Source organism: Microbacterium sp. XT11 (genome assembly GCF_001513675.1).
GTDB lineage: Bacteria > Actinomycetota > Actinomycetes > Actinomycetales > Microbacteriaceae > Microbacterium.
The window spans coordinates 2,262,419-2,274,522 of record NZ_CP013859.1; the positions used below are offsets into that span (position 1 = coordinate 2,262,419).

Here is a 12,104-nt window from a genome sequence, read left to right on the forward strand (position 1 = left end):
CGCACTACCGTGGTCACATGACCACTTCTGCCAAGGCTCAGGCCCTCATCGGACTCTACGAGGCCCCGGAGATCCTCCGTGTGGTGAACGTGTGGGACGTCGTGTCCGCCCGCGCCGTCGCGGGGCTGCCCGAGACCAAGGCCATCGCCACGGCCGGACACGGCATCGCCGCGTCGTTCGGCTATGACGACGGCGCCACGCCGCGCGAGATCATGATCGACATGGTGGGCCGCATCGCGGCAGCGGTCGACGTGCCGGTCAGTGCCGACCTCGACGACGGCTACGGCGACCCGGGCGAGACGACGCGCATGGCGATCGGCGCAGGAGTGGTCGGGGCGAACGTCGAAGACCGGCTCAAGCCGCTCGCCGAATCCGTCGCCGCCGTCGAGGCGATCGTCAAGGCCGCCGAGGCCGAGGGCGTGCCGTTCGCTCTCAACGCGCGCACCGACGCCTTCGTCCGCGGGGGCGGCAGGCCTGTCGAGGAGAGCGTCGCAGACGCGATCCAGCGGGGGCGGGCCTTCCTCGACGCCGGTGCCACGGCGGTGTTCGTCCCCGGTGTCCTCGACTCCGCCGTGACCAGACAGCTCGTCGAGGGGATCGGCGAGCGCAAGGTCAGCGTGATCGGCCTCCCCGGCGCGCTCGCCGCCTCGGAGTACGAGTCGCTCGGCGTCGCGCGCATCTCGTACGGCCCTCTGCCGCAGCGCGTGGCCCTGACGGCCGTGCAGGAGCTCGCCGCCGACCTCTACGCGGGCGGCGTGATCCCCTCCGGCCTGCCGGCGCTCAACTGACGCAGCGAAAGACGGGTGACCGCGGTCACTAGACTTGGCCCGTGGTCACTCGTCTTTCGAACTTCTTCCTCCGCACGCTCCGCGAAGATCCGGCCGGCGCCGAAGTCGCCAGCCACAAGCTCCTGATCCGCGCCGGGTACATCCGACCGCAGGCTGCGGGCATCTTCGCGTGGTTGCCACTGGGGCTGCGCGTGAAGGCGAAGATCGAGAAGGTCATCCGCGAGGAGATGGCCGCGGCCGGCGCGCAGGAGGTGCACTTCCCGGCGCTGATGCCCCGCGAGGCCTATGAGGCGACGGGACGCTGGGAGGAGTACGGCGAGCTCCTGTTCCGCCTGCAGGATCGCAAGGGCGGCGACTACCTGCTCGCGCCGACCCATGAAGAGGCTTTCACTCTGCTCGTGAAGGACCTGTACTCGTCGTACAAGGACCTGCCCCTGACGATCTACCAGATCCAGGACAAGTACCGCGACGAAGCGCGGCCCCGTGCCGGCCTGCTGCGCGGCCGCGAGTTCACGATGAAGGACGCGTACTCCTTCGACGCGTCGGATGCCGGCCTCGAGGCCAGCTATCAGGCGCAGCGCGACGCCTACGAGCGCATCTTCCAGCGTTTGGGCCTCGAGTACGTCATCGTGCAGGCGGACGCCGGTGCCATGGGCGGCTCCCGCAGTGAGGAGTTCCTCCACCCGACCTCGGTGGGTGAGGACACGTTCGTGCGCTCGGCGGGCGGCTACGCCGCGAACGTGGAGGCCTTCACCACCGCGGTGCCCGCGCCGGTGCCGTTCGACGCCTCGGGCGCGCCGGTGATCTTCGACTCGCCGGGCACCCCGACCATCGAGACGCTCGTCGCCCACTGCAACGAGAACCTCGACGGCGAGTACACAGCCGCGGACACGCTCAAGAACGTCGTCCTCGCACTGACGCACCTCGACGGCACGCGCGAGCTCGTCGTCGTCGGCATCCCCGGAGATCGCGAGGTCGACGAGAAGCGCGCCGAGGTGGCCTTCGCCCCGGCCGAGGTCGAGACCGCGACCGCGGAGGACTTCGAGCGCCACCCGCTGCTCGTCAAGGGCTACATCGGTCCCTGGTCGCCCACCGGCGCCGTCCTCGGCGAGGAGTCCGCGACCGGCATCCGCTACCTCGTCGACCCGCGTGTGAGCGAGGGGACGAGCTGGATCACCGGTGCCAACGTGCACGAGAAGCACGCCCACTCGGTGGTGGCCGGCCGCGACTTCGAAGCCGACGGCATCGTGGAGATCGCCGAGGTGCGCGAAGGCGATCCCGCCCCCGACGGCTCCGGTCCGGTGGAGCTCGCCCGCGGAATGGAGATCGGCCACGTGTTCCAGCTCGGGCGCAAGTACGCCGAAGCCCTGGGGCTCAAGGTGCTCGACGAGAACGGCAAGCTCGTCACGGTGACCATGGGCTCGTACGGCATCGGTGTGACGCGCATCCTCGCGATCATCGCCGAGCTCAACAACGACGACAAGGGTCTCGTGTGGCCGGCATCCGTCGCACCCTTCGACGTGCAGGTCGTCGCGGCCGGACGCGATCAGACGGCGTTCGACGTCGCGGAGGACATCTCCGCGCAGCTCGAGGCGGCCGGCCTGGACGTGCTCTACGACGACCGCCCGAAGGTGTCGCCCGGCGTGAAGTTCGGTGACGCCGAGCTCGTGGGCGTGCCGAAGATCGTCGTCGTCGGTCGCGGTGCCGCGGACGGCCAGGTGGAGCTGTGGGATCGTGCGACAGGGGACCGCGAGACCGTGTCGGCCGTCGAGGCCGTGGCGCGTCTGGCATCGCGCTGACCGGGGCACCGGTGGTCCTCGGCCCGGCGGCGACGTGGCAGGTCTCATCCTGCGCCGCCCGCGTTGCGCCGCCGTCGTCCGTGCAGCGGCATGACACGCTGGACCCATGACCGACGAACCTCTGCCGCAGGCGCTGAGCGCCGAGATCAACGCGGTGCTCGACGACGCCGGAGTGCACTCAGACCGACGTCTCGTGATGCGCATGCTGCGCACTGCGATCCTGCTGGGCGAAGACGGCACCGACCGCCTCGACCTCAAGATCGCCTCGGCGGCGCTCGCGGAGATGCGAGACGCCTTCCGGCTGTTCGCGCCGTACGAGGGGGTACCCAAGGTCACCGTCTTCGGGTCGGCTCGCACGCGCCAGGACGATCCGCTGTACCGCCAGGCCCGGGACGTCGCCGCGGCACTCGCAGCCGACGGCTGGATGGTCGTCACGGGCGCCGGCCCCGGCATCATGCAGGCCGCGGCCGAAGGAGCAGGTCCCGCGCTCTCACTCGGCGTCTCGATCCGCCTGCCTTTCGAAGAGCGGGCGAACGCCGTCGTCGAGGGATCGGATCACGTCGTCGCGATGAAGTACTTCTTCACGCGCAAGCTGATGCTGATGAAGGAGTCCCGTGGCTTCATCTGCCTCCCCGGCGGCTTCGGCACCCTCGACGAGATGTTCGAGCTGCTCACCCTGCAGCAGACGGGCAAGGCCGAGCCCATGCCCATCGTGCTGCTCGACGAGAACGGCGGACGGTTCTGGAACGGGCTCAAGCGCTTCATCGACGAGGATCTCGCGCCGACAGGCGTCATCTCGGAGGGGGACTTCGACCGCGTCATCATCACGGACTCGGTGGAAGAGGCGACCGCCCGGATCACCGGCTTCTGGAAGAACTACGATTCGCTGCGCTGGGTCGGCGGCACCCTCGTGCTGCGCCTGCGGGCCGAGCCGACGGATGCCGAGATCGACCGGTTGAACGACGAGTTCGCCTGGATGCTCGCGTCGGGTCGGATCGAACGCACCGAGCCGCGCAGCGTCGAGGTCGCCGATGACGACATGCTGCATCTGCCTCGTCTTGCGCTTCATCTCGACCAGCGGACGGTCGGAGGCCTCTTCCGTCTGATCGACGCGGTCAACGCTCTGCCGTCCGCCGGCTGACCGCCTAGGCCCGTACGCAGGCGTCGAGTTCAGGTCGCGTTCGCTCCGAGGTCATCTGACGCGAGGATGCTTGCTCGGCAGCATCCCGACGAGGAGGATCCGATGACGCTGGCTGACAACACCCGACGACTGCTTCCGATGGCCGATCACGTCAGGGGCAAGCGCTCGGCCGTGACGTGCGAGCTCAAGTGCGCGAACGCGTGCCTCGGCCCCGAGTGCAACACGTCCACGAACGAGGACTTCCGCTCGATCGCCGACGCGGTGTTCTCCCGCCGTGCCTTCTTCGGCCTCAGTGCGGCTGCTGCGGTCGCGGTCGCGGTCGGCGCCGGCCGCCCGGCGCCCGTCTCCGCGCCGGGCGCCTCCGGCGTCGGCGGTCTCGGCGCTTCCTCCGGCAAGCCCGGTCGAGCCGGCCTCTCGTTCCGGCCGATCGCGCCGGTCCCCGCAGAGGTCGACGCCTTCACCGTGCCCGACGGCTTCACGTGGAAGCCGATCATCCGCTGGGGCGACCCGCTCTTCTCCCGCACACCCGCGTTCGACCTCGCGCGGCAGACCCCTGAGGCTCAGGCCGAGCAGTTCGGCTACAACAGCGACTACCTCGACATCGTCGCCGATCCGTCCGGCAAGACCGGCGTGCTCGTCAACAACCACGAGTACGTCAATCCAGGGCTCATGTTCCCGACGACGACGGATGCCGCCGAGCTGCGCCGCGGCGACATCTACAAGGCCGCGCAGGGCATGTCGGTCGTGGAGATCGCGCGTCGCAAGGTCGGCGAGCCGTGGTCGTACGTCGTGGACGGCCGCCGCAACCGCCGGATCACGGTCGAGACGGTGGTCGAGCTGACCGGTCCCGCCGCGGGCTCCGACCTCGTCACGACGGCCGCCGACCCGGAGGGACGCTGGGTACGCGGCACGCTCGGCAACTGCGCAGGCGGAACGACGCCGTGGGGCACCATCCTCTCCGGCGAGGAGAACTTCAACGGATACTTCGCCTGGGCGGCCGACACCCCCGAGCAGAAGCGCTACTCGGGATCCAGCACGACGTCGACCTCCACCGGCTGGGAGACCTACGACCCGCGCTTCGACGCGCACGACCCCGACTTCGTCAACGAGCCGAACCGCTTCGGCTACATCGTCGAGATCGACCCGCAGGACCCGACGTCAACGCCCAGGAAGCACACGGCGATGGGGCGCTTCAAGCACGAGGGCGCGAACGTGCACGTCGCAGAGGACGGCCGCGTCGTGGCATACATGGGCGACGACGAGCGCAACGACTACCTGTACAAGTTCGTCTCGAAGAACCGCATCTCGGGCTCCCGGAAGAAGAACCTCGACCTGCTCAGCGAGGGCGACCTCTACGTCGCGAAGTTCAGCGGCAACTCTCCGGCCGCCGATATCACCGGCACCGGTGCGCCGCCCTCCGACGGTGCGTTCGACGGCACGGGCACGTGGATCCCGCTCACGCAGAACGGCGAGGGCGTCGTCCCCGGCTTCACCACCGAGCAGGTGCTCGTATACACCCGACTCGCCGCCGATGCGGTCGGTGCCACGAAGATGGACCGTCCCGAAGATGTGCAGCCGAACCCCCGCACGGGCAAGGTGTACGTCGCGCTGACCAACAACAGCAACCGCGCCGTCGTCGACGAGGCGAACCCCGTCAGCGGCAACCGCTACGGCCACGTGATCGAGCTCACCGAGACGTCGGGGCAGGCGGGGAGGACGTTCGGGTGGAGCATCCTCCTCCTCTGCGGCGATCCGAGCACGTTCACGAACGCGTACTTCGCGGGATTCCCGAAGGAGCTCGTCTCGCCGATCTCGTGCCCTGACAACCTCGCCTTCGATTCGGAAGGCGACCTCTGGATCTCGACGGATGGGGCTCCGAGCACGATCGGCCTGAACGACGGCCTGTTCAAGGTGCCGCTCACCGGCTCCGAGCGCGGCCACGTGCAGCAGTTCCTTGCCGTCCCACGGGACGCCGAGACGTGCGGTCCGGTGATCCATGACGCGGAGGGGCTGGTCTTCGTCGCCGTGCAGCATCCGGGCGAGGACGGCAGCTTCGAGGCGCCGCGTTCGCTGGTCCCCGACTACGGCTCGGCCGCGCCCGGAGACGTGTCGAACGCGCCGCGACCCGCGGTCGTGCAGGTCTACCGGGCCTGACGTGCGCCGGCGGGCGTTCAGGAGCCCTGGATGCCCGCTTCGCGGGTGAGGATCGCGCGGGCGAAGGCAGCCAGGTCGGGCGAGCGGCCGAGGATGCGCTCCGCGGCTCGGTGACCCGAGAGGTACGCCCCGCCGACCGTGGCCGGCTCGGCGCCCCACGTCGCCTCCCCGGCGAAGTGCAGCACGCCGTCGACCGGGCCGGCGAGGGCGTCGTGGTCGCGATGTGAGGCTCCGACGGCGACGTGCGAGTACGAGCCGCGGGAGAACGGGTCGTCGCCCCACCGCGTGACCCGATGCGCCACGGGGTCGCCGACCGCAGGGCCATACAGCTGCCGCAGCGCGCGCAGTGCGCTCGCGACGACGGCTTCGTCGCTCTGCGCCTGCATCCGGATGCCGAAGGGCCCGGCAGCGAAGGTCAACAGCATCGGCCTGCCACTGATCGCCGAAACGTCGTACCAGGAGTGCCAGTCGGCGCCGGCCTCGCCGAGGGCCCGCAGCACGTAGCTCCTCTCGCCCCAGAACCGCTCGGGGAACTCGAGGTACACCTTGTTGAACACGCCCATGCCGAGTCTCGCGATCGGTTCGGACACCTCGGCCGGCAGCGCGGGTTCGAACCTGACGTCCCCGGCCTTCAGCACTCCGAGCGGAACGGTGACGACCGCGCGGGCGGCGCGGAACACTCCGCGATCGGTGGTGGCGGCGACTGCGCCCGGAGAACGCGAGATCATCGTGACGGGGTGCTCGAGCCGGATGTCGAGACCGGCGGCGATGCGGTGGGGCAGCTCGTCGTATCCGCGCGGGAAGATCACCTCGTCGCCGTCGATCGCATCCTCGTCGAGCCCGTGGGCGTCGAGGTCGCCGATCCATGCGCCGCACTGCTCCTCGACGCGGTGGCGGAAGTACTCCCTGACCTCGTCGATCCGCTCCGGTGCCAGGCCGGAGCGGTCGAGGGCACGCTCCGTGACGTCGAGATAGGTGTCGCCGGGGGAGGAGCGTGCGATCTCGTCGAGGAGCAGCCGATCGACATGCTCCACATCGGCGGTCCACTGCGCGCTCGCGGCGTCGTCCATCGGTGAGCCGTCGCCTGCGAAGTGCTCCATGGGTCGCCCGCCGGCCTGGAAGCTGCCGACGGTGAACTCGCGCGTCGGGATGCCGAGCGTCCGCACCAGCTCGAACAGCGCGGACCCCTCGATGCCGTGGATCCACGACGCTCCGAGATCGACGGGGAAGCCCGCGGAGCGGTCGGTGTGCATGCGCCCGCCGACCCGGTCGCGCGCTTCCAGGACGAGCACCCGCTGCCCTGCATCCGCCAGCATCCGGGCGCAGCTGACCCCGGCGATGCCCGCCCCGATGACGATGGTGTCGTATCCGGTCACCCGTTGCCTCCGTGCTCGTGGTGGTCTCGCGTGCCCCGTTCGGCCCGAGGGCGCGGTCCCGCTCAGGCTAGCGTGCAGCCGGAGGACTCCGGCTGCAACATCCGGTTTCCGGTATCCTGGACGGATGCCCGCGCCGGTACTGCGCGGCGAGAGCTGAATAGGGAGGCCGTCATGGAGATCGAACTGAGTCTGCTGCGTGGGATCGAGAAGGAGAAGGCGATCCCCTTCGACGAACTCGTCGCCATCATCGAGCAGGCCATCCTGACCGCGTACTCCAAGCACGTGTCCGCCGACGGCTCGACCCCGGAGGGCGTGCGCGTCGACCTCGACCGCAGGACGGGCCACGTCGCCGTGCTGCGCGCCGTCACCGACGACGAGGGCGCCGTCATCGGCGAGGAGGACGCCACGCCCGACGACTTCGGGCGCATCGCCGCCTTCGCCGCCAAGCAGGTCATCAGCCAGCGCCTGCGGGACATCGCCGACGACGCGGTGCTCGGTGAGTTCCGTGGCAAGGAGGGCGACATCGTCGCCGGGGTGATCCAGCAGGGGCCGAACCCCCGCATGATCCATGTCGACCTCGGTTCCGTCGAGGCCATCCTGCCGCCGGAGGAGCAGGTCCCCGGCGAGGAGTACACCCACGGCTCCCGCCTGCGCGTCTACGTCACGAGCGTGGCCAAGGGTCTCAAGGGCCCGCAGATCACCGTGTCCCGCACGCATCCTGGTCTCGTTCGGAAGCTCTTCGCGCTCGAGGTTCCCGAGATCGCCGCCGGACTCGTCGAGATCGTGTCACTCGCGCGCGAGGCCGGTCATCGCACGAAGATCGCCGTCAAGGCCAACGACCCGTCGATCAACGCCAAGGGCGCCTGTATCGGAGAGCTCGGCCGCCGTGTGCGTGCGGTCACGGAGGAGCTCGCCGGCGAGAAGATCGACATCGTCGACTACGACCCGGAGCTCGCGGCGTTCGTCGCCAACGCGCTGTCTCCGGCGAAGGTGACCAGCTCGTTCATCCTCGACGCGAGCACGAAGGCCGTCCGCGCGCTCGTGCCCGACTACCAGCTCTCCCTGGCCATCGGCAAGGAGGGGCAGAACGCCCGACTCGCGGCGAAGCTCACCGGCGCGAAGATCGACATCCAGCCGGACAGCGTCCTCGACTGAGCGGCGTCCGCCACGACGACTCGCCGGGTGGGCGCGAGTCGGATGAATCGCAGGTGTAAGATGGAACCCGTACGAACGTGCGTCGGCTGTCGCACGCGTGCTCCTCGCTCCGCCCTCCTCAGGGTGGTGTCCCAGAACGGAATCCTCATCATCGATGAGCACGCCGTGCTGCCGGGGAGAGGCGCGTGGATGCATCCGACTCGGGAATGCATGGAGGCCGCTGTGCGGCGTCGTGCTTTCGTGCGAGCACTCCGTGTGTCCGGGGATCTGGACATGCAGACCATCGAGAAACGGCTGAACGGCTATGGAAACAAAGTGAACGGCTCGAAATGAGACCCGTCCGCGACTAATGGTCTGCCCTGTCTGGGCAGACCGACCCAGACAGGAGAATTGTGGCTGCTAAACCACGCGTACACGAGATCGCCGCTGAACTCGGCGTCGACAGCAAGGTGGCCCTTGCCAAGCTCAAGGAGCTGGGCGAGTTCGTCAAGAGCCCGTCCTCGACCATCGAGCCGCCGGTCGCGCGCAAGCTGCGAGCGGCGATCGAGGCCGACACTTCGCTGAAGCCGGCTGCAGACGCTGCAGCGGCGGCGAAGCCCGCGGCCAAGCCGGCCGCCAAGCCAGGGCCCGTCCCTGGTCCGAAGCCCGGTCCCAAGCCGGCAGCGCCGTCCGCGCCCGAGAAGCCCGCAGCGGCTGCTCCGGCGGCGCCCACGCCCACGCCCGCTGCGCCGAAGCCGGCACCCGCCGCGCCGAAGCCCGGCGACGGTGCGGCACCGAAGCCCGGCGCCCCGCGCCCCGGCAACAACCCGTTCTCCTCGTCGCAGGGGATGGGTCAGCGCCCGGCCGGACCCCGTCCTGGCAACAACCCCTTCGCGTCGTCGCAGGGCATGGGCCAGCGCCCGACGCCCGGCAACATCCCGCGGCCCCAGGCACCGCGTCCCGGAGCACCGCGCCCGGGCGCACCCCGTCCCGGCTCACCGCGTCCCGGCGCTCCGCGCGGCGGTCAGGGCGGTCGCCCCGGCGCGCCGTTCCAGCAGCGTCCAGGCGGCCCCGGCCGCCCGGGGGGCGCCGGCGGTCCCGGTGCACGTCCCGGCGGCTTCGCCGGTCGTCCAGGCGGCGGCCGCGGGCGCGGCCCCGGTGGCGGCACCGCTGGTGCCTTCGGCAAGGGCGGCGGCAAGAGCAAGCAGCGCAAGTCGCGGCGGGCGAAGCGGCAAGAGTTCGAGATGCGGGACGCCCCGGTCGTCGGCGGCGTCAACGTCCAGAAGGGCAACGGCGAGGTCATCCGCATGCGCCGCGGCGCGTCGATCGCCGACTTCGCCGACAAGATCGAGGCGCTGACCGGTTACACCGTGCAGCCCGGCACGCTCGTGACCATCCTGTTCAACCTGGGCGAGATGGCCACCGCGACGGAGTCGCTCGACGAGGCGACCTTCGAGGTGCTCGGCGCCGAGCTGGGTTACAAGGTGCAGATCGTGTCTCCCGAGGACGAGGACAAGGAGCTCCTCGAGGGCTTCGGGCTCAACCTCGAGGAAGAGCTCGAGAACGAGAGCGAGGACGACCTCGAGATCCGCCCGCCCGTGGTCACCGTCATGGGCCACGTCGACCACGGTAAGACCCGACTGCTCGACGCGATCCGCAAGACGAACGTCATCGAGGGCGAGGCCGGCGGCATCACGCAGCACATCGGCGCGTACCAGATCTGGACGGAGCACGAGGGCATCGAGAGGGCGATCACCTTCATCGACACCCCCGGTCACGAGGCGTTCACCGCCATGCGCGCCCGTGGTGCGCAGGTCACCGACCTGGCGATCCTCGTGGTCGCCGCCGACGACGGCATCATGCCGCAGACGGTGGAGGCGCTGAACCACGCGCAGGCGGCCGGCGTGCCGATCGTCGTCGCGGTGAACAAGGTCGACAAGCCGGAGGCGAACCCCGCCAAGGTCCGGCAGCAGCTCACCGAGTACGGCCTGGTCGCCGAGGAGTACGGCGGCGACGTCATGTTCGTCGACGTGTCGGCTCGCAACGGCACCGGCATCTCCGAGCTGCTCGACGCCGTTCTGCTGACGGCCGACGCGGGTCTCGACCTCACGGCGAACCCGAACAAGGCCGCGCGCGGTGTCGCGATCGAGGCGAAGCTCGACAAGGGCCGCGGTTCGGTGGCGACGGTGCTGATCCAGTCGGGCACGCTGCGCGTCGGTGACGCCATCGTCGCGGGTACCGCCTACGGACGTGTCCGTGCGATGCTCGACGAGAACGGCGAGACGGTCGAGGAGGCCGCTCCGTCGCGTCCCGTGCAGGTGCAGGGTCTGAACTCCGTTCCGCGCGCCGGCGACGTGTTCATCGTCACCGACGAGGACCGCACGGCCCGGCAGATCGCCGAGAAGCGCGAAGCCGTCGAGCGCAACGCCCAGCTGGCGAAGGCGCGCAAGCGCATCTCGCTCGAGGACTTCACCCGCGCTCTCGAAGAGGGCAAGGTCGAGACGCTCAACCTCATCATCAAGGGCGACGTCTCGGGTGCCGTCGAGGCGCTCGAGGAGTCGCTGCTGAAGATCGAGGTCGACGACTCCGTCCAGCTGCGCATCATCCACCGCGGTGTGGGTGCGATCACGGAGTCCGACGTGAACCTCGCGACGATCGACAACGCGATCATCGTGGGCTTCAACGTCCGCCCCGACACGAAGGCCCGTGAGGCTGCCGCTCGCGAGGGCGTCGACATCCGGTTCTACTCGGTGATCTACAACGCCATCGACGAGATCGAGAACTCCCTCAAGGGCATGCTCAAGCCGGAGTTCGAAGAGGTGCAGTCCGGTGTCGCCGAGATCCGCGAGGTGTTCCGCTCCTCGAAGTTCGGCAACATCGCAGGATGTATCGTCCGTTCCGGTACGATCACCCGCAACGCCAAGGCGCGCGTCATCCGCGACGGCGTCGTCATCGCCGATGGCCTCGCCATCGAGTCGCTGCGTCGCTTCAAGGACGACGTCACCGAGGTCCGAACGGACTTCGAGTGCGGTATCGGCCTGGGCAAGTACAACGACATCCAGATCGGCGACGAGATCGAGACCACCGAGATGGTGGAGAAGCCGCGCGCGTAAGCTGTCGGTTTCGGAATGGGATGCCCCGTCCTGCGCAAGATGGGGCGGGGCATCCTGTCGTCCCGGCATCGCTTTCCGCGAGCGAGAAGGAGAAGAAATGGCTGGCGAACGACAGGCTCGCCTGGCGGACCGCATCCGCGTGATCCTCGCCGAGCGGCTCGAGAAGGGCCTGCGCGACCCCCGCCTGGGGTTCGTGACCATCACGGACGTCCGCGTCAGCGGAGACCTGCAGCACGCCTCCGTGTTCTACACGGTGCTCGGCTCCGAAGAGGAGCGCGTCTCCAGTGGTGCCGCGCTCTCCTCGGCGACGGGCATGCTCCGCAGCGAGGTGGGACGTCAGCTGAACACGCGTCTCGTGCCGACTCTGGAGTTCATCCCGGATGCTCTCCCCGAGAACGCCGACCACATCTCGGCGCTGCTGCGTGAGGCGCAGGAGCGCGATGCCGAGGTGGCGCGCCTGGCCTCGTCTGCGACGCACGCCGGCGATGCCGACCCGTACGTCCGCCCCGCTGAAGACGACGACGAGCGCTGACGGACGCCCCGCCGGATTTTGCTACTCTCTGCTGAGCGAGGAGAGCCTCGTGAAGCTGGGGGGTCAG

At 69.6% G+C, this 12,104-nt stretch carries 9 protein-coding genes; 8 read left to right on the plus strand and 1 reads right to left on the minus strand.

Translation table 11 applies throughout. The features are described from left to right. The first annotated feature begins 17 nt into the window (after positions 1-17). The 4 genes from AB663_RS10475 to AB663_RS10490 all read left to right on the plus strand — a co-directional run bounded on the left by AB663_RS10475 (position 18) and on the right by AB663_RS10490 (position 5,882). Positions 18-788 carry an isocitrate lyase/PEP mutase family protein gene (locus AB663_RS10475; RefSeq protein WP_067198698.1) on the plus strand — a complete coding sequence of 257 codons (771 nt, stop codon included), beginning with the start codon at positions 18-20 and terminating at the stop codon, positions 786-788. Positions 789-829: 41 nt separating this feature from the next. Next, positions 830-2,587 carry a proline--tRNA ligase gene (locus AB663_RS10480; RefSeq protein WP_067198700.1) on the plus strand — a complete coding sequence of 586 codons (1,758 nt, stop codon included), beginning with the start codon at positions 830-832 and terminating at the stop codon, positions 2,585-2,587. Positions 2,588-2,693: 106 nt separating this feature from the next. Continuing rightward, on the plus strand, positions 2,694-3,728 hold the full coding sequence (locus tag AB663_RS10485; protein ID WP_067198702.1) for a TIGR00730 family Rossman fold protein: 1,035 nt from the start codon (positions 2,694-2,696) through the stop codon (positions 3,726-3,728). Positions 3,729-3,830: 102 nt separating this feature from the next. Then, on the plus strand, positions 3,831-5,882 hold the full coding sequence (locus AB663_RS10490) for a PhoX family protein (protein ID WP_198147856.1): 2,052 nt from the start codon (positions 3,831-3,833) through the stop codon (positions 5,880-5,882). Between the two features lie 17 nt (positions 5,883-5,899). Here the strand turns inward: AB663_RS10490 and AB663_RS10495 are convergent, their stop codons facing one another. Further along, positions 5,900-7,258 carry a flavin monoamine oxidase family protein gene (locus AB663_RS10495; protein WP_067198704.1) on the minus strand — a complete coding sequence of 453 codons (1,359 nt, stop codon included), beginning with the start codon at positions 7,256-7,258 and terminating at the stop codon, positions 5,900-5,902. A 171-nt stretch (positions 7,259-7,429) separates the two neighbouring features. On the opposite strand from AB663_RS10495, the gene nusA reads away from it, so the two are divergent. The 4 genes from nusA (at position 7,430) to rbfA (ending at position 12,037) form a co-directional block, all read left to right on the plus strand. After that, entirely contained in the window at positions 7,430-8,413 is a 984-nt protein-coding gene (gene nusA / locus AB663_RS10500) for a transcription termination factor NusA (protein ID WP_067198707.1), read from the plus strand. 60 nt (positions 8,414-8,473) lie between these two features. After that, positions 8,474-8,746, plus strand: coding sequence for a YlxR family protein (locus AB663_RS16915; RefSeq protein WP_083511206.1), 273 nt, complete (start codon positions 8,474-8,476; stop codon positions 8,744-8,746). A 59-nt stretch (positions 8,747-8,805) separates the two neighbouring features. After that, a complete protein-coding gene (gene infB, locus AB663_RS10505; RefSeq protein WP_067198709.1) occupies positions 8,806-11,505 on the plus strand; it encodes a translation initiation factor IF-2 in 2,700 nt (899 codons plus the stop codon). Positions 11,506-11,602: 97 nt separating this feature from the next. After that, positions 11,603-12,037 (plus strand): 30S ribosome-binding factor RbfA, encoded by a 435-nt coding sequence (gene rbfA, locus AB663_RS10510; RefSeq protein ID WP_067198712.1) that lies wholly within the window; start codon positions 11,603-11,605, stop codon positions 12,035-12,037. Positions 12,038-12,104: the final 67 nt, after the last annotated feature.